At 49.0% G+C, this 23,802-nt stretch carries 23 protein-coding genes; 22 read left to right on the plus strand and 1 reads right to left on the minus strand.

All coding sequences use genetic code 11. From position 1 onward, the window contains the following. Positions 1-93 precede the first annotated feature (93 nt). Entirely contained in the window at positions 94-741 is a 648-nt protein-coding gene (locus KNO91_RS05465; RefSeq protein ID WP_214816755.1) for an acetyltransferase, read from the minus strand. Between the two features lie 235 nt (positions 742-976). On the opposite strand from KNO91_RS05465, the gene KNO91_RS05470 reads away from it, so the two are divergent. The 22 genes from KNO91_RS05470 to KNO91_RS05575 all read left to right on the plus strand — a co-directional run bounded on the left by KNO91_RS05470 (position 977) and on the right by KNO91_RS05575 (position 23,795). After that, entirely contained in the window at positions 977-1,822 is an 846-nt protein-coding gene (locus KNO91_RS05470) for an aldolase/citrate lyase family protein (RefSeq protein WP_214816758.1), read from the plus strand. Beyond that, entirely contained in the window at positions 1,819-2,730 is a 912-nt protein-coding gene (locus KNO91_RS05475; protein WP_214784404.1) for an NAD(P)-dependent oxidoreductase, read from the plus strand. The genes KNO91_RS05470 and KNO91_RS05475 overlap by 4 nt, the downstream gene beginning before the upstream one ends. A gap of 190 nt (positions 2,731-2,920) precedes the next feature. Next, positions 2,921-3,973, plus strand: coding sequence for a glycosyltransferase family 2 protein (locus KNO91_RS05480; RefSeq protein ID WP_214816761.1), 1,053 nt, complete (start codon positions 2,921-2,923; stop codon positions 3,971-3,973). A 13-nt stretch (positions 3,974-3,986) separates the two neighbouring features. Next, the gene (locus tag KNO91_RS05485; protein WP_214816765.1) at positions 3,987-5,144 is read left to right on the plus strand and encodes a glycosyltransferase family 4 protein; all 1,158 of its coding nucleotides are present in this window, start codon (positions 3,987-3,989) and stop codon (positions 5,142-5,144) included. Between the two features lie 122 nt (positions 5,145-5,266). Next, the gene (locus KNO91_RS05490) at positions 5,267-6,052 is read left to right on the plus strand and encodes a YveK family protein (protein ID WP_214816768.1); all 786 of its coding nucleotides are present in this window, start codon (positions 5,267-5,269) and stop codon (positions 6,050-6,052) included. Next, positions 6,015-6,716, plus strand: a complete 702-nt coding sequence (locus tag KNO91_RS05495; RefSeq protein ID WP_214816771.1) for a CpsD/CapB family tyrosine-protein kinase — start codon at positions 6,015-6,017, stop codon at positions 6,714-6,716. The genes KNO91_RS05490 and KNO91_RS05495 overlap by 38 nt, the downstream gene beginning before the upstream one ends. Positions 6,717-6,739: 23 nt before the next feature. Continuing rightward, on the plus strand, positions 6,740-8,011 hold the full coding sequence (locus tag KNO91_RS05500; protein ID WP_214816773.1) for a glycosyltransferase: 1,272 nt from the start codon (positions 6,740-6,742) through the stop codon (positions 8,009-8,011). Then, complete coding sequence (locus tag KNO91_RS05505) at positions 7,954-8,871, plus strand: glycosyltransferase family 2 protein (RefSeq protein WP_214816776.1); 918 nt, start codon at positions 7,954-7,956, stop codon at positions 8,869-8,871. Before KNO91_RS05500 ends, KNO91_RS05505 begins: the two co-directional genes overlap by 58 nt. Before the next feature lie 17 nt (positions 8,872-8,888). Continuing rightward, a complete protein-coding gene (locus tag KNO91_RS05510) occupies positions 8,889-9,953 on the plus strand; it encodes an EpsG family protein (RefSeq protein WP_214816778.1) in 1,065 nt (354 codons plus the stop codon). A gap of 15 nt (positions 9,954-9,968) precedes the next feature. Further along, positions 9,969-11,501 (plus strand): oligosaccharide flippase family protein, encoded by a 1,533-nt coding sequence (locus KNO91_RS05515; protein WP_214816780.1) that lies wholly within the window; start codon positions 9,969-9,971, stop codon positions 11,499-11,501. 183 nt (positions 11,502-11,684) lie between these two features. Then, positions 11,685-12,710 carry a polysaccharide biosynthesis protein gene (locus tag KNO91_RS05520; protein WP_214784377.1) on the plus strand — a complete coding sequence of 342 codons (1,026 nt, stop codon included), beginning with the start codon at positions 11,685-11,687 and terminating at the stop codon, positions 12,708-12,710. Next, on the plus strand, positions 12,707-13,882 hold the full coding sequence (locus KNO91_RS05525) for a polysaccharide biosynthesis C-terminal domain-containing protein (RefSeq protein ID WP_214816783.1): 1,176 nt from the start codon (positions 12,707-12,709) through the stop codon (positions 13,880-13,882). Before KNO91_RS05520 ends, KNO91_RS05525 begins: the two co-directional genes overlap by 4 nt. Continuing rightward, positions 13,809-14,960 carry a non-hydrolyzing UDP-N-acetylglucosamine 2-epimerase gene (wecB, locus tag KNO91_RS05530; protein ID WP_214816785.1) on the plus strand — a complete coding sequence of 384 codons (1,152 nt, stop codon included), beginning with the start codon at positions 13,809-13,811 and terminating at the stop codon, positions 14,958-14,960. The genes KNO91_RS05525 and wecB overlap by 74 nt, the downstream gene beginning before the upstream one ends. Before the next feature lie 3 nt (positions 14,961-14,963). Further along, a complete protein-coding gene (locus KNO91_RS05535; RefSeq protein ID WP_214816787.1) occupies positions 14,964-16,094 on the plus strand; it encodes a glycosyltransferase family 4 protein in 1,131 nt (376 codons plus the stop codon). A 12-nt stretch (positions 16,095-16,106) separates the two neighbouring features. Continuing rightward, the gene (locus tag KNO91_RS05540) at positions 16,107-16,823 is read left to right on the plus strand and encodes a WbqC family protein (protein WP_214816789.1); all 717 of its coding nucleotides are present in this window, start codon (positions 16,107-16,109) and stop codon (positions 16,821-16,823) included. 10 nt (positions 16,824-16,833) lie between these two features. Beyond that, positions 16,834-17,991, plus strand: coding sequence for a DegT/DnrJ/EryC1/StrS family aminotransferase (locus KNO91_RS05545; RefSeq protein WP_214816792.1), 1,158 nt, complete (start codon positions 16,834-16,836; stop codon positions 17,989-17,991). Continuing rightward, the gene (rfbA, locus tag KNO91_RS05550; protein WP_214816795.1) at positions 17,988-18,959 is read left to right on the plus strand and encodes a glucose-1-phosphate thymidylyltransferase RfbA; all 972 of its coding nucleotides are present in this window, start codon (positions 17,988-17,990) and stop codon (positions 18,957-18,959) included. Before KNO91_RS05545 ends, rfbA begins: the two co-directional genes overlap by 4 nt. After that, entirely contained in the window at positions 18,865-19,920 is a 1,056-nt protein-coding gene (rfbB, locus tag KNO91_RS05555; RefSeq protein ID WP_214816798.1) for a dTDP-glucose 4,6-dehydratase, read from the plus strand. Before rfbA ends, rfbB begins: the two co-directional genes overlap by 95 nt. Then, a complete protein-coding gene (locus tag KNO91_RS05560) occupies positions 19,917-20,555 on the plus strand; it encodes a sugar transferase (protein ID WP_371816643.1) in 639 nt (212 codons plus the stop codon). Before rfbB ends, KNO91_RS05560 begins: the two co-directional genes overlap by 4 nt. A gap of 151 nt (positions 20,556-20,706) precedes the next feature. Then, a complete protein-coding gene (locus tag KNO91_RS05565) occupies positions 20,707-22,050 on the plus strand; it encodes a hypothetical protein (protein WP_214816804.1) in 1,344 nt (447 codons plus the stop codon). Positions 22,051-22,068: 18 nt separating this feature from the next. Further along, on the plus strand, positions 22,069-22,776 hold the full coding sequence (locus tag KNO91_RS05570) for a WxL domain-containing protein (RefSeq protein ID WP_214816807.1): 708 nt from the start codon (positions 22,069-22,071) through the stop codon (positions 22,774-22,776). An 11-nt stretch (positions 22,777-22,787) separates the two neighbouring features. Further along, positions 22,788-23,795, plus strand: coding sequence for a DUF916 domain-containing protein (locus tag KNO91_RS05575; protein ID WP_214816810.1), 1,008 nt, complete (start codon positions 22,788-22,790; stop codon positions 23,793-23,795). The last annotated feature ends 7 nt before the right edge of the window (positions 23,796-23,802 follow it).

The raw sequence follows: 23,802 nt of genomic DNA on the forward strand, positions 1-23,802 counted from the left end.
TGTTTTATAACAAATGTGACAAAACACGACAAAAGATATATGCGAATAATAAAAAGTCCCAACCGATTGATAGATGACGGTTGGAACTTTTTTCTATAAATATCTTTCTTGGGTGTCACGTTTCCGTGTCACTTTGGCTGGCGTACCGAACGCGATGACTTGGCTCGGTAGGTTGGAAACAACGGTCGCGCCGGCGCCGACAACGGTATCGGACCCGATGTGAATATTATGGATGACTGTCGCGCCCATCCCGATGAAAGAGCGTTCGCCGAGACGAACATTGCCACCAAGGTGAGCACCAGGTGCAACGGATGAAAATGGAGCGAGAAGACAATCATGGTCGACAGAAGACATCGTGTTGACGACGCTGTGTGCTTCGAGTCGCGTGTTCGGATTGACGACACTTCCCGCCATCACGGCGACACCTGGACCAATGGTTACATTTTTGCCGATGATGGCGCTAGGGTGAACGGCGGAGATGAATTCAAAGTCTGGCATTCGTTCTCGTATTCGATGTTCAATCAGTGCGCGTTGATCATTGTCCCCAATTCCGATGATTCCTTTTCGGATAGCCGTGTTTGAACCGATTCTCCCGAGGATTGGATATCCAAGAATGAATTTACCGATTAAATGTGGACTATCGTCATAAATGCCTGCAATTCGATACATTCCTGTCAGTTCCAACATATCAATCAATACTTGCGCGTGACCACCTGCACCAAAAATCACAATCCATTCCATCTGGAAGTCACCCCTTTTGTTTTGCCGAAAAATGTCGAAATGATTTGTCTGTAATGACACTATTGCCGAATCTCTTGATTTCAAACAAAACGGAAAAGAATTGACGAGCATGAATTTGGAATGCCATTTTTGAAGACGTATGTCGTTTCAAAAAGATGCTATTCTTTTCTGTTTCATTGTTTTTGGCGATGGCTAATTTCAAATCGTAGTGATTTTGTTAAAGGGGGTCAGGACGATGTCTTTGGCGTTCATGTACATTACGAATCAACCAGACGTTGCACAGTTAGCTGAACAAAACGGAGTCGATCTCATCTTTGTTGATTTAGAATTGAATGGGAAAGAGGAACGACAGGGACATCTCGACACGGTCATTTCAAGACATTCGATGCACGATGTCAGTCGCATCCGTTCCGTCTTGAAACATGCCGCGCTGCTCGTCCGCATCAATCCGATTCATGCAGGGTCACGTTTCGAAATAAACGAAGCGATTTTTCGTGGTGCGGACATGTTGATGTTGCCATATTATAAAACGGTAGCTGAAGTGGAGACATTTATCGACATGGTCGAGGGGCGCGTCAAAGTTTGTCTTCTCTGTGAGACGAAAGAAGCGGTCGCGTGCATGCCGGACGTATTACGTTTACAAGGAATCGATTCGATTCATATCGGACTGAACGATCTTCATTTGAGTTATGGTCAGGTATTTCTATTTGAACCGCTCACGAATGGACTCGTCGAAACGATTGTCACGCAAATCCGTGAAGCTGGTATTCCGTATGGCTTCGGTGGGATTGCCCGGATTGGGGAGGGGCGAGTGCCTGCCGAGCGAATCATTCCGGAACATGTCCGCCTCGGTTCGTCATGCGTCATTTTGTCTCGGAGTTTCTGTAATATCGGAAATGCGACAAAAGTGTCGTCACGGCAGGCTCAAACGTTCCGAGAAGGGGTATGGAGAATTAGGGCATACGAGCAACAACTCGAAACGATGCCTGTGGAATGGTTTGAACAAAATCGTCTACGGCTCGTCGACGAAGTTCAAGCCATCACATTAGAAATACAACAACAGAAAGGAATGTTGTCATGAACGTATGGGTGACAGGGATGCGTCTATCCCTCGACCAACAAGCACGACTTGAACAGTTAGGCCACAACGTCACCATTCTTGAAAAAGAGTCGGACATTCAAGAACGAGATGTATCTGAAGTGGAGGTGCTCGTCTGCCAAAACGTGTTTGCTGATCGGGCGCTTGAAGATTTTCCACGATTGAAGGTCGTTCAAGCAGTGAGTGCCGGCCTTGACCGTTTACCTGTTCAAGCCTTAAAAGAAAGAGGTATCCGCATCTATAACGCCGGCGATACATATGCCGTGCCGATGGCGGAATGGGTCGTTTGGCAATTGCTCGACTTTATGAAACATGGGGCTGCGTTTCGGGAGAAGCAACAAAACCGACAATGGGAAAAAGAACGGCGGTTACTTGAATTGACGGGCAAGACGGTCACACTACTCGGTGTCGGCAACGTCAGTGAGGCGATCGCCAAACGACTGCGCGCATTTGATATGCATCTGATTGGTGTCGGGCACCGTGAAAAAGACGTGCCGTTTGTCGATCGCTATGTGTTATTGGACGAACTCCATGATGTGTTGAAAGAGAGCGACGTCGTCATTTTGGCGTTACCGCTCAAGGACGAGACGTATCATCTGATCGATCGGGATGCGCTTGCGGCGATGAAAGAAGATGCGATCCTCATCAATGTGGCACGCGGGGCGATCATCGACGAGGATGCACTTGTCGAGACGCTCCAAGAAGGGAAATTCTTCGGCGTCGCGCTCGACGTGTTCGAAACGGAGCCGATTCAACCGAGTCATCCGTTGTATGAGTTTGCGTGGGTGAGTCTCACGCCACACAACTCCTATGTATCGGATCAGGTGAACAACCGACTCTTCCAGAACGTGCTCGCAAATCTACAGAATGAACAACCATCTACCACGTGACGAGGGACAGACCGAAATATTCGGTCTGTTTTTTTGTTGTGCCGCTTCAAAAGAGGCCCTTATGATAATTCACTAAAAAATTATTCGCTACTCATTTCAATTCGTATTTATTCAAAAAATCGAATGGGAACAACGAGTTATAGTAACTCACCGACACCATGACTCTGCACCGAAGAAGGAGTGAACGCACATGCAACGTCCTGACACGCTCGTCAGTATCATCGTGCCTATTTACAACACGAGCGCTTTTTTACGTCAATGTTTAAACAGTCTCGTCAATCAGACGTATCCCCACCTTGAAATCATTTGTATCAATGATGGCAGTACGGATCAAAGTCTCGACATCATGCTGGAATTTGATGATGACCCACGCGTCATTCTGATTGACCAGACGAATCGTGGTTGTTCATTCTGCCGCGACCGGGGTCTTCAAATGGCGACCGGTGAATACATGATGTTCATCGATAGCGATGATTGGTTAGATCTTGATGCGATTCGGCTTCTCGTCACACATGCAGAAGCGGAACGCGCCGATGCCGTCATGGGTACGTACGTCCGTGAGTATGAAGGACGGTCCTTGCCGAAGCGCATCTTTGAGGCAGATTTCTTATCGTACAACGCCGAAGAGACGAGACGTTTCGTCCATCGTCGTTTGTTCGGACTTGTCGGGGAAGAACTGGCACATCCGGAGACGGTCGATGCGCTGAATTCGAATTGTATCACTTTGTACCATCGGGATTTGATTCGTCATCTCTCGTTTCGTAGTCCGTACGGTTCATTTGTCGACCTCTATTTTCAAATTCAGGCACTCGAGCATTGCCAACGCTTTATTTACATCGATTATCCGATCTATCACTACCGTAAGACGAACGGACAGTCTGAGACGAGTGTTTATCAACGTAATCTCGTGAACTCACGACTTGAATTTTTCCACATGCTCATGACGTACATTGAAGAACATGATCTCGGAGAAGATTATACACGTGCCCTCTATAATCGGATCGCACTCAGCATGATCGGCATCGGATTAAACGAATTGAGTTCCAACAAACCGCTGTTCGCACAAGCTGAAGTGTTGCGACAAGTGCTCCAACAAAAAGAATACAAAGAGGCGTATTCCCAGATGGATATGCGTTACTTCGATTTGAAGTGGCGGACGTTCTTCCAATTATGTAAGCACGAACGGACCGTGCCACTCGTCCTGATGCTCCGCAGCGTGAACTATTTGCGGAAACGCGTGTGAGGGGGCGTCGAACATGAAACGAGTCCTCATGGTCGCATCGGTCGTATCGATGATTGAAAGTTTTAACCGTGACAACATCCGGACCCTTCAAAACATGGGATACGAGGTGCACGTCGCCACGAATTTTGAATGGGGCAGTATGTATAGCGAAGAAAAGGTCGAACGCGTCAAACAAAGTTTACGGGAGGAAGGGGTCACCCTCTTTCAAATTGACTTCGAGCGAGACATCAAAAAGATGAACGGGCATGTTCGGGCATTCCAACAATTGAAACGCGTCATGACGACACAGTCGTATGCGTTCATTCATTGTCACTCCCCGATCGGTGGCGTGATTGGTCGCCTCGTCGCAAGACAAACAGATACGCCATGCATGTACACGGCTCACGGGTTCCACTTCTTCAAAGGCAGTCCTTCTCTCAACTGGATGCTCTATTATCCGGTCGAACGGACACTTGCCCGATTGACCGATACCATCGTGACAATCAATCAGGAAGACTTTTCGAGAGCACAGACATTTAAAACGACGCACACGTTCCGCATTCCAGGGATCGGGGTCGACACGAAACGAATCGAACAGGTTCATATCAATCGCCCGTTGAAACGTCAGTCGCTCGGGGTGGACACCGATACCGATTTCGTCTTACTGTCCGTCGGAGAATTGAACGAGAACAAAAATCACGAGACCATCATTCGAGCGATTGCCGAACTCGGTGATCCGAGCATCCGTTACTGGATTGCCGGGACGGGGGACGCGAGACCTCAATTAGAACGAGTCATTCGAGAGACGAACCTCACGAATCAAGTACAGCTCCTAGGTTTCCGGGATGACGTGTTTGAAGTGATGAAAGCGGCAGACTGTTTCGTCTTTCCGTCTAAACGAGAAGGACTCGGGATGGCGGCGCTTGAGGCGATGGCGGCGGGGTTACCGATCATCACCTCGAACGTGCATGGGATCAACGATTATTCGGTCGACGGGGTAACCGGTTTCAAGTGTGCCCCGAATGATATTCAAGGATTCGCACGCGCCATTCGAACGATGCGGCTGGATTTCGAATTATCCCATCAGATGGGGGTGCATAATACACAATCAGCCAAGGCGTTTGATGTCGAGCGTTCCCATGAAGAGATGAAGCAGATTTACGATACATTCAGGAATCGACGTCCTTCCTGATAGTTTATAAAAAGATGGTCATCATTTCTTTTGATTTGTCAGAAGAGCGGGGGTAAGTAGTAAGCACACCAAGATTCTAGACACTAGGAAATGCAGCTGAATAGTTGAAGGAGGGTTCACCCGTGAATAGTCAGACGATGCTCCTATCGGATTTACTCGCTGTCTTTAAAAAGAGTAAACTGTTGATTCTTTTGACGGTCATGATCGTTGGAGGAGCGGCCTATTATGTCAGTCAATATGTGATCGAGCCGACGTATGAAGCATCGACCCAGGTGCTGATCGTACCGAAGCAAGAAGCCGGCTCAAACGTTGTCGACAGTACCCAGGTCTCGTCATCGCTCTCGTTGATTAATACGTATCGTGTCATCATGCGGAGTCCTGCCATCTTAAACGAGGTACAGGAGCAAGTGGCGAACGCCCCGGATGATATTAGCGAAGTGTTGTTGGTCGAGAGTGAGGAAGAATCCCAAGTCATCAATATCGTCGTCGAGTATAGCGACCCGGTCGTCGCCGCGAATATCGCGAACGTCATCACGGAAGTATTCGCCAATGAAATCCCGGATCTCATGAATATCGATAACGTCCGGATTTTATCGGTTGCTGACGTGCCGAGCGATCCCGTTGCACCGAGTACGGTCATGTATACAGGCATCGGTTTGATTGTCGGGTTTGTCATCGGAAGTGTGCTCGCACTCATCCGTTACACGTTCGACAAACGGATCCGTGATGAGAAGGAAGCAGAGAAGCTACTGGCGCTACCGGTCATCGGAAACATTCCTGTGATTGAAAAGCGAGACATGGCCGCGAAGCGGTCGAAACCGGAACCTGTAAAAGAAGACGTCAATCCAGTGGCGAAAGGAGACGAGACAAATGTTCCACCTACCAAAGACACAAGACAAAGTTCGTGAAACGAAACGAAGCTTGATCACCCTCGTGAATCCGCAGTCTCCCATCGCCGAACAATATCGGACGATTCGGACAAACTTACAATTCACCTCGCTTGGAGCCGACTTACAAACGATTGTGGTCACGTCCGCATCACCAGGAGAGGGGAAATCGACGACGGCTTCCAATCTGGCCATCGTGTATGCGCAGCTTGGAAAGCGTGTTTTACTCGTCGATTGTGATATGCGAAAACCGACAGCCCACTTCACTTTCCAACTTCCAGGGCAACTCGGGCTTTCGACCGTGCTCGCCAAACGGACGACGCTCGAGCGATCGATTCAGTCTACTCAAGTGCCTAAACTGTTTATGCTTCCGGCCGGACCGATTCCTCCGAACCCTTCGGAATTACTCGCTTCTCCGATGATGAAACGAGTGCTTGAAGAAATCAAGCAATCGTATGACATGATTATCTTGGATGCGCCACCGATCATGCAGGTGGCGGACAGTCGGATTGTCGCGAGTGAGGCGGACGGTACGATTCTTGTCATCGGCTGTGATAATTCGAACCGAGATTACGTGTTGAAAGCGAAAGAGCAACTTGAACTGTCAGGTGCGAACATCCTCGGTCTTGTGATGAATAAGCGAGACAAAGGAAAAGAACGTCATTATCACTACAAATACGATTGAGCCAGGAGAGGAGGCGAAGGACGATGCGCATCTTACACATTAACGCGATCAATGAGGAAAAGAGCACAGGGCGAATTTGTAAAGAGCTCTCGACCATCGCCGATCAGTCTGGTCATGAGAGTATCGTTGCCTATGCGACGGGACCGGATAGTGAGACAGGCATTCGAATCGGCTCGCCGTTCGATCAAAAGCGTCATGCTTTCTTGTCGAGACTTACCGGCAAGCAAGGGTATGCCTCGAAAGGAGCGACGGAAGACTTCATCAGTCGACTGGAAGCAAATCCACCAGACGTCGTCCATCTGCACAACCTTCACTCCAACTATATTCATTTGGAGACGCTGTTGACATGGTTAGCTAAAACAGACACGCCGACGGTCCTGACGTTGCATGACTGTTGGTTCTATACCGGTAAATGTACGCATTACACAAGTTCAGGATGTGACCGCTGGCAATCTGGGTGTGGAAACTGTCCACGACTCGCCCTCGATAATCCGAGTTGGGGACTCGATCGAACCGCCCGGATGTGGCAAGACAAGAAAACGTGGTTTCAAGCGATTCCTCGACTCGCTGTCATCGGTGTATCGGATTGGATCACGACGGAGGCTAGGTTTTCATTTCTCGGGCAATCTTCGATCATTCGTCGAATCTATAACTGGGTCGACACCGATATTTTCCGTCCACAGGATACGGCGTTGTTGCGTCGGAGACTCGGACTGACGAATCGATTTGTGCTCCTCGGGGTAGCGAGCTCTTGGGATGACTCGAAAGGATTGTTCAAATGGATGGACTTGGCCGAACGGCTACCGGACGTTACCATCCTACTCGTCGGCGCGATACCAGACATCGCATTGCCGAAATCGATTATCCACATCCCGTCAACGAACCGCCCGGAAGAGCTCGCGGAATACTATGCGCTCGCCGATGTCTTTTTGAACTTATCTGAAGAAGAGTCGTTCGGGAAAGTGACGGCAGAAGCGATGGCGTGTGGCACGCCAGCGATTGTCTTAGATGGGACGGCAAATCCAGAGCTAGTCCCGGCCTCGTGCGGATCTGTCGTATCCGGCAGTCATCCGGCACTTCTCGTCGATGCAATCGAGCGAATCAAACGAGATGGAAAAGGATTCTATACGGAAGCGTGTGTCACCCATGCCCATCAGGCGTTTCGGATGGAACATCGCGTCGCAGACTACTTGGACGTCTATCAGGAATTGATCAATCAGAAAGGAAGGGATTCACTATGGCACAGCCACTCGTCTCCATCGTCATCCCCGTCTACAATGGAGCGGACTATTTGAACGAGACGATCGAGAGTGCACTCGCTCAAACGTACGAACCGATTGAAGTGATTGTCGTGAACGATGGGTCGACGGATGGTGGGGCGACGGCAGCCATCGCCAAACAGTTCGGTGATCGCATTCGCTATTTTGAGAAGGAGAACGGTGGCGTATCGACCGCGTTGAACCTTGGGATTGAGAAGATGCGAGGGGAATGGTTCTCGTGGCTCAGTCACGACGATTTATATACCCCTGAGAAAATCGCACATCAAATCAAACTTCTCGACCGAATGGGTTCAACACAAAAGACGATTCTATCTTGTGGGACCGATTTGATCGATGAGGTGGGGCGGCCGATTCAGCGACTTCGGAAACGGACGAAAGGCCATTACACGAGTGACGAGATGTTTGATTATTTAATGTTAGAAGCGTGTCTGAGCGGATGTGCACTGCTCGTCCCGAAACGGGCGTTTGAAGAGGCAGGGATGTTCCCGACGAACTATCGCTATATCCAAGACTGGGTGCTCTGGGTCGATATGGCGCTTGCCGGATACGAATTTCTCGTGACGACGAACCCTTATGTCAAATCGCGCGTTCATCCGAAACAGCAGACGAAACGGATTTCGGACGTAGCCCCGATCGAGTCACGACGCTTCTTCGAACAGTTGTTGCAGCGACTTGAATCACCAACGCATCAGAAGACGGTCTTCCGAGCCATCTATCGCTCGGCCACACCCGATGTACGGGAAGAGTTGATGGCACGTTATGACGGACATCGTCTGTTATCTTACCGTGAGCAGAGGTGGCTACAAGGTAGATCCTATCTGTATCATCGTGCGTTGTCTGTCTATCGCGGTGTCATGGACTTACGTTATCGCTAACGAAAAGGAGGGGCAACATGCTCATCTATTTGATCAACCTCATTCTCCTCATCGCATGGGCGGCGTTGCTCCTTCGCGATGACGGCATTCGAAACGGAAAATTATTGTTTGTGATCATTGCGACCGTTCAATGGATCGTGTTGTCTGGCTTCCGGCATCTGAGTGTCGGGGCGGATACGATGCAGTATAAATGGATGTATGACCAGTCGAAGGTCATGTCGTGGGAGCAGATCGGAAACAACTTCATGAGCGGTTTATTCGAAAGTGGGGACGAGCGAGACCCAGGCTATTTCGTTCTTCAAAAAGCGACCCAGCTCGTGACGGATAATTATCAATGGTACTTGCTCATTGTTGCGATTCTATTCCTTGTGCCGTTCGGGATTTGGATCTATCGCAACTCCACGGAACCATTACTTAGCTTTATCATCTTTTCGACATTATTCTATGCGTTCTTCGCCATTACGGGAATCCGTCAGACGATTGCGACGGCCATCGCTGTCATGATCGGTTATGGGTTCGTGAAGGCGCGTCGGTTTTGGCCATTCCTACTCATCGTCCTTCTCGCAGCGACCATTCATAAATCAGCACTCGTCTTTATACCGTTTTATTTCTTGGCCAACAAGCAATTGACGAGCCGTTATCTTCTCTTCATGGGGGCACTCATCCCGTTCTTATTCGTCTTTAGAGGACAACTCTTTGAACTATTCCGTATCATCAGCGGGTATGACCAATACGATTACTATGCGGGAGCAGGGACGCTCAACTTTTCGTTACTCCTCCTCTTGATCACCATCGTCGCCGTCTGGCGAAAAGACGAGATGATTGCGAACAACCCGAATGCCGTCCATTACATCAACGCGTTGTTGCTCGCACTCTGCTTCTTACCGCTCACATTCATCAATCCATCGATGATGCGAGTCGTTCAATATTTCTCCGTCTTTATCATGCTTCTCATTCCAGAAATCTTACGATCGTTTGACCGAAGGGAGCGCTTGCTCGTCTACTACGTGGCCATCACAGCGCTACTCTTCCTATTCGTCAGGAACGAACCGATTTATCTATTCTTCTGGCAGCAAAAATAAAGGAGGGAAGTCGTAATGGCGACGAAAGTGGAATTCGATGAACAACGCAGCTCACGTCAAATTAAAATCGGTGCCCTCATGTCGTATACCGCCATCGGCTTCAACATTTTAGCAGGGTTGATCTATACGCCGTGGATGATTGCTGAAATCGGACAAGCCAGTTACGGACTTTATATGCTGTCCATCTCGCTCGTCAGCATGTTCGCCCTCGACTTCGGGCTTGAGGCGGCCGTATCGCGCTTCTTAGCCAATTATCACGCGCTCGGTGATGAAGAGGGGGCGTCTCGCTTTTTAGGTGTCGCCTTCAAACTGTTCACGGGAATCGCCATCTTGATCGGTCTCGTGCTCGTCGGTGTATACGTCATGATCGAGACGATTTATGCGAGCTTGTCCGCTAGCGAAATCGACACATTGAAGACGCTCTATATCATGGTCGGTTTTTATATCGTCGTCCTCTTTCCGACAAAACCGTTCAACGGCATCTTGATTGCGAATGAACGGTTCGTCGTCTTGAACTGGTTCAACTTATCTGAAAAAGTGCTCACGGTCGTCTTGATGATTGGTGCGCTCCTCCTCGGATATGGATTATATGCGCTCGTGTTCGTCAACGCGCTCGTCGGACTCTCGATTATCATCGGGAAAGGGCTCTACTTGATGCGACGGACGGATACCGTCGTCGAGTTCCTCTATTCGAGCCGCACGATGTACCGGGATATCTTCTCCTTCTCTTCTTGGACGACGTTGATTGCACTCGCGCAGCGATTCATCCTCAACATCACCCCGACCATTTTAGGTGCGGTCGCGGGGAGTGCTTCCATCGCACTCTTCTCCATCGGGATGGTCATCGAAGGATACGTTTGGACCATCTCATCTGCCATCGGCTCGCTCTTCCTTCCGAAAGTCACACGGATGACGACGAGTAACCGGCACGGGGATTTAGAAAACTTGCTCATCCGGGTCGGGCGGATTCAACTCTATATCGTCGGTTTGATCATCGTCGGCTTCATGACGATGGGACAAGAGTTTATTCGATTGTGGGTCGGCGAATCGTTCCATACGTCTTATTGGGTGGCGCTCTTCTTAATCGCCCCAGGTTTTATCACATTGACCCAAGAGATTGCCTACACGACATTGATTGCGACGAACCAAATTAAATATCGGGCGTTCGCCTCTTTGATTGTCGCACTCGTCAGCGTCATCTTATCTTCTATCTTATCGCCGCATTACGGGGCCATTGGGGCGGCCGTCGCTATTTTAATCGGGAATGTCTTTGGCACCATCTTGTTTATGAACTGGGTCTATCTTCGGGTTCTTCAGCTGAACATGTGGCGATTCTTTAAAGAGTGTCATCTCAAGATTATGCCGACTCTCATCGTCTTGGGTGTGGCAGGATGGATGATTCAGCAAACGTTCCCCGTCAATTCACTGTTTCTCTTCTTATTGAAAGCCGGGGTGCTTGGTGCCGCCTACATCCTCGTCTTGTGGCTCTTCACGTTTCGAGAGGATGAAAAACAACTCATCACCGGGTTATTACGCCGATCATCTTAAGCATCCCAATCAAGGATGCTTTTTCTAATTATGGGAACGCGCCATTAAGCCATCTTTCAAAAAAATGATACACATATCTTTCAGATTCTTGTAGGAGAAGGGTATCACGTTAATATCCACTCATTGCAATAGTTTTCCAATCACCGATAGAAGCCATTTACATCATGAAGGAGAGGATCTGCAATGTTTCAAGATAAGACGTTACTCATCACAGGAGGGACTGGGTCGTTCGGTCATGCGGTCATGCAACGCTTCCTCAAAACGGACATTAAAGAGATTCGTATCTTCTCGCGCGATGAGAAGAAACAAGACGATATGCGTAAGCTTTATCAGGACGATAAGCTCAAATTTTATATCGGTGACGTCCGTGACGTGAACAGCGTCCGTAACGCTATGTACGGAGTCGACTACGTCTTTCACGCAGCGGCATTGAAACAAGTACCGTCTTGTGAGTTCTTCCCGCTCGAGGCGGTCAAGACGAACGTACTTGGCACAGATAACGTCTTAACGGCTGCCGTCGAGCAACACGTGAAAAAAGTGATTTGTCTCTCGACGGACAAAGCCGCCTACCCGATCAATGCGATGGGCATCTCGAAGGCGATGATGGAAAAAGTGTTCGTGGCGAAAGCGAAAGCGGTTCGTCCCGACCAGACGCTCATTTGCGGGACACGCTACGGCAATGTCATGGCATCACGCGGTTCTGTCATCCCACTCTTCGTCGAACAAATCAAACGAGGCGAGCCGTTGACGGTGACGGATCCATTCATGACGCGGTTCTTGATGAGTTTAGAAGACGCCGTCGAACTCGTCGTCTTTGCCTTCAAAAACGCACATGCAGGAGACATCATGGTCCAAAAAGCACCTGCCTCCACGATTGGAACGTTGGCACAGGCGCTCATCGAACTGTTCGGTGTCGACAATCCGATCAAAGTCATCGGGACACGTCACGGGGAGAAACAGTACGAGACACTCTTAACGCGAGAAGAGAATGTGGTCGCTGAAGACATGGGCGGCTTTTACCGGGTACCTGCGGATACGCGAGACTTGAACTATGAAAAATACTTCAGCGAAGGTAGTCAAAAATTGACCGTCGAAGGCGAGTACAATTCGGCGAACACCGAGCAACTGAACGTCGAACAAGTGAAACAACTGCTCATGAAACTTCCTTATATCCAACAAGAGTTGAAAAGCTGGGTGAAAGTCTCATGAAGATTCTCATCACAGGAGCGAACGGGTTCGTCGGAAAAAATTTGAAGGTGACGCTCGAAGCGGCCGGGCATGAAGTATTTGCTCAAACACGTGATACGGAAGAGGAGACGTTCATAAACTTCTGTCGTGATGCCGACTTCATCTATCATCTGGCTGGGGTGAATCGACCGAAAGAGGAGCGCGAGTTTTTCGAGGGAAATGTCGGCTTGACGCGACATCTGCTCGATGTCCTCACACAAGTCGATAACTCGTCACCAATCGTGTACGCCTCTTCCGTTCAAGCCGAGCTCGACAACCCATATGGACAAAGCAAGCGCGAAGCCGAGCAGTTGCTACTAGATGAAGTGACCCGGACAGGACGTCAGGTGATGATCTATCGACTTCCGAACTTGTTCGGGAAATGGAGTCGACCGGATTATAACAGTGTCGTCGCCACATTTTGTGACCGGGTCGCCAAAGGAGAGGCAGTCGAGATTCATGATCCGAATCGCACCGTCACCCTTGCTTATATCGACGACGTCGTGGAAGCTTTCGTGAACGTGTTGGAACAACCGGTCAAGCCTGGCTATCAGATGGTTGACACACATGACCCCATCTCGCTGGAGCGTTTGGCAAACCTTCTCTATACGTTCCGCGAGAGTCGGAAGAATCTAGCCGTCCCTGCGCTCGATGATTGCTTCACGAAGCAGCTCTATAGCACGTATCTCAGCTACTTGCCCGTTGACGCATTCGGATATGACTTACGGAAGCATGAGGATCACCGGGGCTCGTTCACCGAATTCCTTCGGACACCTGACCGCGGTCAAGTTTCCGTCAATGTGGCCAAGCCCGGGATCACGAAAGGGAACCACTGGCATCATACGAAAAACGAAAAGTTTTTAGTGGTCAGCGGGGAAGCGAACATTCACTTTCGAAAACTCGGGGAGGACGTCGTCCATTCGTATTATGTGACGGGTGAGATGATGCGCGTCATTGATATTCCGGTCGGCTATACACACAGTATCGAAAACGTTGGAACGATAGACTTGGTGACGGTCATGTGGGTCAATGAAGCGTTTGATCCGAATCGTCCGGATACTTATTTCATGGAGGTGCAAGATGAAACAGCTCAAAGTGATGACCATCGTCGGGACGCGACCCGAGATCATTCGTCTGTCGGCCGTCCTTCATAAACTTGAACAATCTGAAGCCATCGAGCATATCCTCGTGCATACCGGACAAAACTATGACTACGAATTGAATGAGGTCTTCTTCGAAGACTTTGGACTAAGAAAACCAGACCATTTTTTAAATGCCGCGACCGGTAGTCCGATGGAGACAATCGGCAACATCTTGATTCACATCGATCCGATTTTAGAACAGGAGCGTCCGGATGCAGTCCTCATCCTTGGCGATACGAATTCTTGCTTGACTGCCATCGCCGCCAAACGACGGAAGATTCCAATTTTCCATATGGAGGCGGGCAATCGCTGCTTCGACCAGCGCGTCCCAGAAGAGACGAACCGTAAAATCGTGGATCATACGTCAGATATCAATTTGACGTATAGCGATATTGCCCGGGAATATCTGCTTCGTGAAGGGTTACCGCCAGAACGGGTGATCAAGACTGGGAGTCCGATGTATGAAGTGCTCAACTCAAAGCGCGAGGCCATCGAACAGTCGGACGTGCTCGACCGACTCGGCTTGATGCGGGAGGGCTATTTCCTCGTCTCTGCTCACCGAGAAGAGAATATCAATTCGGACAAGTTGTTTATCGCGCTCGTGGACAGCTTGAATACAGTAGCTGACGTGTACGACCTTCCCGTCATTGTGAGTACACACCCACGCACGATGAAGCGGATCCAAGAGTTGAACATCACGTTCCATCCGCACGTCCGGTTGCTCAAGCCGCTCGGTTTCATCGACTACAATCACTTACAGCTCCATGCGAAGGCGGTCCTCAGTGATAGCGGGACAATCAGTGAAGAGTCTTCGATTCTCGGGTTGCGAGGTCTCAATATCCGCGAGAGTCATGAACGTCCCGAAGCGATGGAGGAAGGGGCGGTCCTTATGGTCGGGCTCGAGAAAGAGCGCATCCTCCAAGGAATCTCTGTCGTCTTGTCACAACCACGCCCACGACTCGTCAGCGACTACAGTATGCCGAACGTCTCGGACAAGGTCGTACGCATCCTCTTGTCTTATACGGACTACGTTCGACGTGAAGTATGGAAAGGTAGCGTCGACCCGAGACAAGTCGTCAAGGAGGGATAAACGATGAAACAGAAGCTCGTCTTTATTAGTAATATCGCGTCTCCGTACCAAGTGAAGCTCTGTTACGCCTTAGAGGAATATTTCGATGCAGAGTTTTGGTTTTATGAACACTTGGATGCGAATCGACCGGACTGGTGGAAAATCCCGCTCGGAGACAAGTGTAAGATCTTAAAATACTCGAAACGGTTCCCGAAACTGAGCTATCTCTCACTCGGATTGATTCCTGAACTCATTCGTTTCAAGCCTGACATCATCTTGCTCGGAGGCTTCATGCCGATGCACGCATTGATCACAAAAGTGGCGAAACGGTTAGGGATCAAAACGGTCGTCATGAGTGAGCCGCTTCGTCCACTTCAAAACGACGATGACCCGTCAGACCGATTGATGAATCGGATCGATAACCCTCGAAAAACACAGCTATTGCATTGGATGTTCAAAGATGCAGATTTATATTTCGGCATGGGAACGGTCGCGGTCGATCAATTCAAACGGGAGCTACGGTTCGACCCGGATAAAGTCGTGCATGCCACCTATGCACAAGATATCGATGCCTATTTCGATCATGGTCTCCGTCATAAAAAAGAAGGGGACACGTTCAAGTTATTATTCGCGAATCGCCTGGTCGAACGGTATCAGCCACTGCTCGTCCTCGAGGCGTATCGCAATTTATCAAAACGATACAACCTAGAGCTTTACTTGAACCACTCGGGTCAACAACTCGAAGCCTGTAAATCATACATTGCGGAACACCATCTCGAGAACGTTCATTTCTTAGATGAGATTCGGGCGTGGGACGAGATGCCAATCGTGTACGAACAAGCCGATATCTTGATTCTCCCGGCGACTTACTCGAACGGGAACGGGACAATCATCGAGGCACGGGCTTCCGGGATGGGGGTCGTCATCAGCAATCAGATCAACAACGTATCGCATCATTCGGTAGATGGAGAGAATTGTTACATGTGTGATGTCACGGTGGAGTCGATCGAAGCGGGAATCGAACAATATTTGGCGCACCCCGAACGCTTGATCGAACACGGCAAACTCTCTCGTGAGCTCGTGAAGTTCCATCGAAATGATGTGACGGCAAAAGGATATTATGACACGTTGCGGGAGAAGCAAATCATTTCGTGAAGGAGTGTTCGTATGAAAGTCGCCATCATGCAGCCGTACTTTTTCCCCTACATCGGCTACTTCCAACTGATGCACGCCGTCGATACATTTGTCATCTTCGACGATGTCCAATTTATTAAAAAAGGATGGATTCATCGGAATCAGATTGTGATAGACGGTGAACCTCACCCATTCACCTTATCGATTCAAAAGATGAGCCAGAACAAGTTGATTTGTGAACACGAACGAGCGCTTGCGGAAGAAACGGTTGTGCGACAAATCAAACAGTTGCATCATGCGTATCAAAAAGCGCCCTATTTCAATGAGGCGATGCCGGTTCTCGAACGCGCGCTTTCGAATCCAGAACGAAACGTCGCGACCTATCTCGCTCAAAGTCTACAAGAAGTGGCGCGCTATCTTCAAATCGATACGTCCTTTCTCTTTACGTCAGATCTTAAAGGGAATCCCGCGCTGAAAGGGCAAGAACGGATTCTTGACTATTGTAAGCAACTTGATGCGACCCATTACATCAATGCCATCAACGGTAGGACACTTTATGATGAAGAATCGTTCCGAAAATCAGGGATGGCGTTATCCTTCTTACAGTCAGACCTCCCGGCTTACAGGCAGGGAACGGATACGTATCTGCCTTACATGTCCATCATCGACTGCATGATGAACTGCTCTGCTCAACACATTCATGAGATGCTTCATCGTTACGAACTTGTCGCCAATCATCAACCGACTTAGGAGGGAGCATATGTTGCACATCGTTGATCTTCAGTCGAGTACACCGCCGCTACCATCGCGTGAGCCCATCATCCCGGTCATTCAGTCGGCACTCCCTCCATTTGAAGAATATGTGGAAGAGATTCGATCGTTATGGGAGTCAAAATGGCTGACGAACAATGGGACGAAGCACCAACAACTCGAACAAGCGTTGAAAGACTATTTGGACGTCGAACAAGTGGCTCTCTTCACGAACGGTCACTTAGCGTTAGAAGCCGCAATCGAGGCGCTCGGATTGACAGGGGAAGTCATCACGACACCATTTACGTTCGCTTCGACGACACACGCATTGATTCGCAAAGGACTGACACCTGTCTTTGGAGACATTCGAGCAGACAACTATACGCTCGATGCTTCAAAAATCGAGCGATTGATTACATCAAAAACATCGGCCATTCTACCGGTGCACGTATATGGAAATGTATGTGATGTCGAAGCCATTGAGGAAATCGCAAAAAAATATAATTTGAAAGTGATTTATGATGCAGCCCATACGTTCGGTGTGACGGTGAACGGACGTGGCATTGGAACGTTCGGAGATGTCTCGATGTTCAGTTTTCATGCAACGAAAGTCTTCCATACGATCGAGGGCGGGGCACTCACATTCAATGACCCAGCTCTCAAACAACGTTTCGAACGACTAAAAAACTTCGGCATCACCGGTCCTGAAACCGTCAAAGAACCAGGTGGGAATGCCAAAATGAATGAATTTCAAGCAGCGATGGGGCTATGTAACCTTCGGCATATCGATGAGGTGATGGCGAAGCGGAAGCGGATTCGAGAATTGTATGACGCCTCTTTGAAAGGAATCCCGGGGATTCGTGTACTCGAATATCAACCAGGCGTCCATCCGAATCATTCCTACTATCCAATCGTTTTCACGGATGCGGTCAATTGTCGAGATGAGCTGGAGGCGGTACTGGCGGCAAAAGGTGTCTTGACGAGAAAGTACTTTTATCCACTCGTCACGGACTATGACTGGATGGAAAATCGATTTGCGAGTCGACGCACACCGGTCGCCCAACAAATCGCGAATCGCGTACTGACGTTGCCACTCTATCCTGATTTGACACCGACCGACGTCACGCGAATTTGTGACATCTTGAGAGAAAGGATGATGACACGATGAAAGGGATCATATTAGCAGGCGGGAACGGTACACGCCTCTATCCGATGACAAAAGCTGTATCCAAACAACTCTTACCGATTTACGACAAGCCGCTTATCTATTATCCGATGTCGGTCTTGATGCTCGCAGGTATCCGAGAAGTGCTCGTCATCTCTACTCTTCAAGACATTGGAGGGTATGAACGCCTCTTCGGTGACGGCCATCAGCTCGGGATTGATGTCTCGTATAAAGTCCAGACGAAACCCGTCGGCTTAGCCGATGCTTTCATGTTAGGAGAAGAGTTCATCGGTGATGATTCGGTCTGCCTCATTTTAGGCGACAACGTCTTCTACGGCCCCGACTTGACGCGATTCTTAAAAGACGCCCAAGCGAAGACGAAAGGCGCGACGGTGTTCGGGTATCCGGTGAAAGATCCTCGGGCGTTCGGTGTTGTCGAGTTTGACGAGAATCATCGCGTCGTGTCCATCGAAGAAAAACCGGCCGTTCCAAAATCGAACTATGCGGTGCCAGGCCTATACTTCTATGACAATCAAGTCGTCGAATTCGCGAAACAAGTCAAACCGTCACCACGGGGAGAACTTGAAATCACATCCATCAACAATATGTATCTCGAGCGGGGCGAGCTGAACGTCGTCTTATTCGGTCGGGGGATGGCATGGCTCGACACAGGGACGCCGGAAGGCATGATCAAAGCTTCGATCTTCGTTCAGACGGTGCAAGAACGACAAGGCTACTATATCGCTTGTCTCGAAGAAATTGCGTGGCGACGTGGTTTTATCACACGTGAACAGCTTCGGGACATCGGCTTGACGCTCAAGATGACCGACTACGGTCAATATTTAATCTCACTCGTAGAGGAAGGGGAACAGACCAATGCATACGATCCTAGTGACTGGCGGAGCCGGGTTCATCGGTTCAAATTTCATAAAACACTATCGGGCAAAACATCCGACGTCCCGCATTCTTAACGTCGACGCGTTGACGTATGCAGGCAACCTCAACAACATCCAGGAGTTTGAGACCGACCCGCTCTACGTCTTTCGAAAAGTGGACATTCGGGACCGTCCCGCGATCGACGAACTGTTCACACTATTTCAAGTGGACGAAGTCGTCCACTTTGCGGCAGAATCGCATGTCGACCGCAGCATCCTCGAGCCCGAGCTGTTTTTATCGACGAACGTACTCGGGACACAAGTGCTGTTAGATGTAGCGATGCGTCACTGGAAACTGCATCCGGATGACAAATACAGTCGGGAGTACCGAGAGGGTGTCTGTTTCGTTCACGTCTCGACAGATGAAGTGTATGGCTCACTCGGCGAGACCGGCTATTTTACGGAAGAATCACCGATTGCACCGAATAGCCCGTATTCAGCATCAAAAGCCAGTTCGGATTTACTTGTACGTTCGTATCATGAAACATACGGACTCCCCGTCAAAACGACACGTTGCAGCAACAACTATGGCCCGTATCAATTCCCGGAAAAACTGATTCCGCTCATGGTGCATCATTGCATGACCGGGAAACTGCTTCCCGTATATGGGGATGGCGGACATATTCGGGATTGGCTACACGTTCAAGACCATTGTGAAGCCATCGATCTCGTTCGGGAGAAAGGTCGCTTCGGAGAGGTGTATAACATCGGTGGAAACAACGAGAAGACGAATCTCGAACTCGTTCGTACGATTTTACAAGTGTTTCAACAATCGGACGACAAGATTCAGTTCGTCACCGACCGACCTGGTCATGACCGACGCTATGCAATCGATGCCTCTAAAATGCGGGAAGAGCTCGGTTGGGAACCTCGCTATCAGTTTGAACAAGGGATGGAAGAGACGATTGAATGGTATCGCACGCATCCAGAATGGGTGGAGGACGTCGTAACGGGTGCCTATCGCGATTACTACGAAAAAATGTACGCTTCTCTATAGAAAGGGGAAGGTTCAATATGTATGAACGGTATTTTAAACGAATGCAAGACATCACCTTAGCATCGCTCGCACTACTCGTATTGAGCCCAATCTTATTCATGTTCGGTGTGATGATTCGAATCAAGCTCGGGGGACCTATTTTCTTTCTCCAGGAACGCCCAGGCAAGGATGGTGTTGTATTCCATTTAATCAAATTTCGGACGATGACAGAGGAACGAGATGAACATGGAGAACTGCTTCCCGATGACAAGCGTTTGACCCCATTCGGTCAGAAGTTACGTTCCCTCAGCATCGATGAGTTACCAAGCCTAATTAACATTATCAAAGGGGACCTATCGATTGTCGGTCCACGGCCACTTCTTGTTGAATATTTACCACGTTACAATCCGCATCAAAAGCGACGACATGAAGTGAAGCCAGGATTGACCGGACTCGCCCAAGTGAATGGGCGTAACCGTTTGTCGTGGGAAGACCGTTTCGATTTAGACGTTCAATACGTTGATCACATCACGTTTGTAGGGGATTGGAACATTATCGTTCAAACTGTGTATAAAGTGTTCAAGCGAGACGGGATCTCCTCTGACACATCTGTGACGATGGAAGCGTTTATGGGAAATGAATCTATACATGATTGAAACACCTTTTTGCAAAAGCAGAAGGTGTTTTTTTGAGGTCAACATACATAAATAGAACATTTATGACATATTGAAAGTTTTAATTGTCTTATAATGGATATAATGTATGTAATATCTTGTTCCCGTCGTCTCTTAACATATGGAGGGGTCTATGGAAAAAAAGTACTTACTGTTCGCGATGCTGTTAATTGGGTTCATCTCGTTGAATCATCCGCTTGTGTATGAAGCAACGAACGATGCGACGTGCGTAGAATGTCAGGAGGAACCAGTACCAATTGAAGAAACGGAGGATCCCGATCCCCCACCGGAAGAGGTGATTCCACCAAATCCGTCGGAGTCATCTCCGCCATCAGAAGAACATCCCCCGCCACTTGACGCTGACGTAGACGAAAAGGAAATCCAAGAACCGGTTGAGATGATTCCGATACCGGATGATTCAGGTGCGACAGTGCCTGAACGAAACGAAGAGGGAGATTTCCCGACCACCCGACCTGTCACCGAATCCAGGGAACCAAATCAGGACATCCCGACTGAAGATATGCCTGCTGTAGACGTTCCTTCTACTCCTCCGTCATCGGACGAAGTGACAGAGGAAGAGGCAGAAACAGCGGAGGAAGTATCCGGGATTATCGGCATATCATTGCTTGATGACCTCACCTTGGACGGTTCATATTCAGACCGCGTGACATTGACAGCCACGGGGAGTGGGGTTCTCAATTTGAACCTGTTAAAAAACCGATACGTCATCTTTAAAATTCCGACTCGTTTGATTCCTTACATCAATCAAGCGAGTTTGACTGGAACCTACGATGTACCGTCTATTAGTGTTATTGGTGCGGAGGTTGGACGTAAAACTGGGACGTTCAATGCGTTGACAGTCGATCCTGAGAGCGGACAAGTCATTGTAAACGTCAATGACTTATTGAATGTCTCGCTACTCACGAGGTCCACGTATAAGTTCACGCTCAGTTTTACACTGTCATCGCTGCCACTAGGACACCCACAGCAATATACGTTCTTTAGCCATATGACGAACGAAATCGTGGACATTGAACTCCTTTCCGACGGGAGCGATTCATGGACACTTACGTTAGATGGTCCTCTGTTTTATTTAACTGTGCCCTCCACGATTGATTTTGGGATTGTGCCCCTCCACGAAGCGAGACGAACGGTGAATCGCCAGACGATGATGACATTGATTGTGTCGCATGAGCGTGCACTCGGTTATCCGTGGCGACTCCTGGCCAACGCCTCACCGTTACAGACGAGTGAAGGAGATGTTCTCGAGAACAGTGTTTATTTTCGGACGACGGATGGACAAATGCTGCCTCTTGAACAAGGGTCACAACTGATCACGTCCGGCGTGATGGATACGGAACCGACGACACTTTCTTATCCTTCTGATGAAGGGATTGTTCTCGATTTACAAACACAAACGCCACGTTCACAACCATATTACTCAACGATTACTTGGACACTCGTCAACGCACCTTAAAAAAGGAGATGACCGATGATGAAATGGAATAAAGTAACGGGTTGGATGATTGGATTATGGGTTGTTGGAAATGTAATGACAGTAAATGCTGCGACGACAGGGACGACAAACGCCATCATTGACTTTGTCGATCTCGAGCCGCCTGAGATTTTAGATCCAGAAAATCCGGATATCGTCTTGGACCCCCAACCGAATGAAGGAGACGGGGACGTGAACGATACAGCTGGTGATCTGACACTCGACTTCGTTCCCCATCTTTATTTCGGGTCAAACGAGATTGAAAATGATCTGGCGGCGCGATATGAAGCGGTGCTTCCTGCCAAAGGTGGTTCACTCACGAAAGGACCATTCCTTCAAGTGACCGATCGCCGCATCATCCCGGGACAATGGACGGTATCTGTCCAAGCTACAGCATTCGAAAGCAATGGAGTAGCGACCTTGACGGGAGCCTATTTGACATTCTCGAACGGCGTCGTGGATAGTCCGGCTACGAACAGTGGATTCGATGGACCAGATTTACGAGGCACCGAAATTCGGGTGGACGCGGGTGGTGGTGCAGTTCCGCTTTTGTCGGCTGATACAGGAGAGGCGCCATTTACATGGATTGCACATTGGATTGGACCAGGAAATATCGGTGTGTTTTTGGATATCCCAATCAATACGAAGCAAGTCGGGGAGCATACGTCCGAACTTACATGGACACTCAGTCCTGATTTGGCACCGTGAGAGGGTCAGGTATGAAAAGATGTTACGGATTACTCTCCATCTTATTCGTTTGTCTATTCGTCAGCTCCACGATGCCAGTAAGCGCGCAAACCGGAGAAGTGGGTTTTTCCGTTGAACGGATCCCACATGTTCAGCAAACGAATGACCGTGTCGGATATTTTGACTTGCTCGTGAAGCAAGATGAAGAAACGACGTTAGACGTGATCATCCACAACCATGCGTCTGAAGATAAAACGTTCGATGTAAAGACTGGGAATGGCTATACGAATGAAAACGGGGTGGTCATGTATGATCAGGAGAATGCGATTTCAGATCATGTATCCTTCACGGACCTTGTCACCGATTATGAACAGAGCGTAACGGTTGCGGCAGGTGAGTCGAAGCGGGTATCTTTCGTGTTGAACAGCGTGAACGGAGACGTGGACGGTGTCATTTTGGGAGGAATCCGTGTTTCAGAAACGACAGAGCGACAAGAAGATGCACAGGTCGGACTTCAAAATCGATATGAATATGTGATCGGCGTCGTCTTACGAACTTCGGTCAAACAAGTCCGGTTTCTTCCAGAATGGCAAGGCGTGAACGTCAATCAAGAGCATCATTATCCGCACATCGCGTTTCAAGTGATGAATGCATCCGGCTCCATCAGTCAAGACTTGGACGTTCAAATGACGATTCGGTCGGATGAGCAAGATGTGACGCTCGATCATGCGATGGAGGCGAAGTTGGTCCCTTACACATCGACGGGTTTTCGATTCCCATTGACGAAGCGATTGGACGCAGGGACATATCAAGTCGCCCTCACAATGACAGAGCGGGACACGGGAGCGACTTGGACTTGGGAAGACGAACTGGTCGTTTCTGAAGAAGAAGCGGAAACGATTCGCGAACGTGTCGAGCAACCGATTGTGGAAGAATCGAGCTTCTTTGGTGGCACGTGGACGATGTCTTTGCTTGCGCTTCTGTTGACGGCAGCATTCTTGTACATCGTCCATTTAAGAAGAAAACTAAAGACACAATAACGTCAAA

Source organism: Exiguobacterium sp. s59, assembly GCF_018617475.1.
GTDB classification, from domain to species: Bacteria; Bacillota; Bacilli; order Exiguobacteriales; family Exiguobacteriaceae; genus Exiguobacterium; species Exiguobacterium aestuarii.

Excerpts from the sequence above, each read along its gene's own strand:
- KNO91_RS05535 (WP_214816787.1), top strand. The coding sequence starts at position 14,964 with ATGAAACAGAAGCTCGTCTTTATTAGTAATATCGCGTCTCCGTACCAA.
- KNO91_RS05520 (WP_214784377.1), top strand. The coding sequence starts at position 11,685 with ATGTTTCAAGATAAGACGTTACTCATCACAGGAGGGACTGGGTCGTTC.
- KNO91_RS05525 (WP_214816783.1), top strand. The coding sequence starts at position 12,707 with ATGAAGATTCTCATCACAGGAGCGAACGGGTTCGTCGGAAAAAATTTG.
- KNO91_RS05505 (WP_214816776.1), top strand. The coding sequence starts at position 7,954 with ATGGCACAGCCACTCGTCTCCATCGTCATCCCCGTCTACAATGGAGCG.
- KNO91_RS05465 (WP_214816755.1), bottom strand. The coding sequence starts at position 741 with ATGGAATGGATTGTGATTTTTGGTGCAGGTGGTCACGCGCAAGTATTG.
- KNO91_RS05470 (WP_214816758.1), top strand. The coding sequence starts at position 977 with ATGTCTTTGGCGTTCATGTACATTACGAATCAACCAGACGTTGCACAG.
- rfbB (WP_214816798.1), top strand. The coding sequence starts at position 18,865 with ATGCATACGATCCTAGTGACTGGCGGAGCCGGGTTCATCGGTTCAAAT.
- wecB (WP_214816785.1), top strand. The coding sequence starts at position 13,809 with ATGAAACAGCTCAAAGTGATGACCATCGTCGGGACGCGACCCGAGATC.
- KNO91_RS05575 (WP_214816810.1), top strand. The coding sequence starts at position 22,788 with ATGAAAAGATGTTACGGATTACTCTCCATCTTATTCGTTTGTCTATTC.
- KNO91_RS05540 (WP_214816789.1), top strand. The coding sequence starts at position 16,107 with ATGAAAGTCGCCATCATGCAGCCGTACTTTTTCCCCTACATCGGCTAC.
- KNO91_RS05480 (WP_214816761.1), top strand. The coding sequence starts at position 2,921 with ATGCAACGTCCTGACACGCTCGTCAGTATCATCGTGCCTATTTACAAC.
- KNO91_RS05515 (WP_214816780.1), top strand. The coding sequence starts at position 9,969 with ATGGCGACGAAAGTGGAATTCGATGAACAACGCAGCTCACGTCAAATT.
- KNO91_RS05545 (WP_214816792.1), top strand. The coding sequence starts at position 16,834 with ATGTTGCACATCGTTGATCTTCAGTCGAGTACACCGCCGCTACCATCG.
- KNO91_RS05495 (WP_214816771.1), top strand. The coding sequence starts at position 6,015 with ATGTTCCACCTACCAAAGACACAAGACAAAGTTCGTGAAACGAAACGA.
- KNO91_RS05485 (WP_214816765.1), top strand. The coding sequence starts at position 3,987 with ATGAAACGAGTCCTCATGGTCGCATCGGTCGTATCGATGATTGAAAGT.
- rfbA (WP_214816795.1), top strand. The coding sequence starts at position 17,988 with ATGAAAGGGATCATATTAGCAGGCGGGAACGGTACACGCCTCTATCCG.
- KNO91_RS05475 (WP_214784404.1), top strand. The coding sequence starts at position 1,819 with ATGAACGTATGGGTGACAGGGATGCGTCTATCCCTCGACCAACAAGCA.
- KNO91_RS05565 (WP_214816804.1), top strand. The coding sequence starts at position 20,707 with ATGGAAAAAAAGTACTTACTGTTCGCGATGCTGTTAATTGGGTTCATC.
- KNO91_RS05510 (WP_214816778.1), top strand. The coding sequence starts at position 8,889 with ATGCTCATCTATTTGATCAACCTCATTCTCCTCATCGCATGGGCGGCG.
- KNO91_RS05500 (WP_214816773.1), top strand. The coding sequence starts at position 6,740 with ATGCGCATCTTACACATTAACGCGATCAATGAGGAAAAGAGCACAGGG.
- KNO91_RS05570 (WP_214816807.1), top strand. The coding sequence starts at position 22,069 with ATGAAATGGAATAAAGTAACGGGTTGGATGATTGGATTATGGGTTGTT.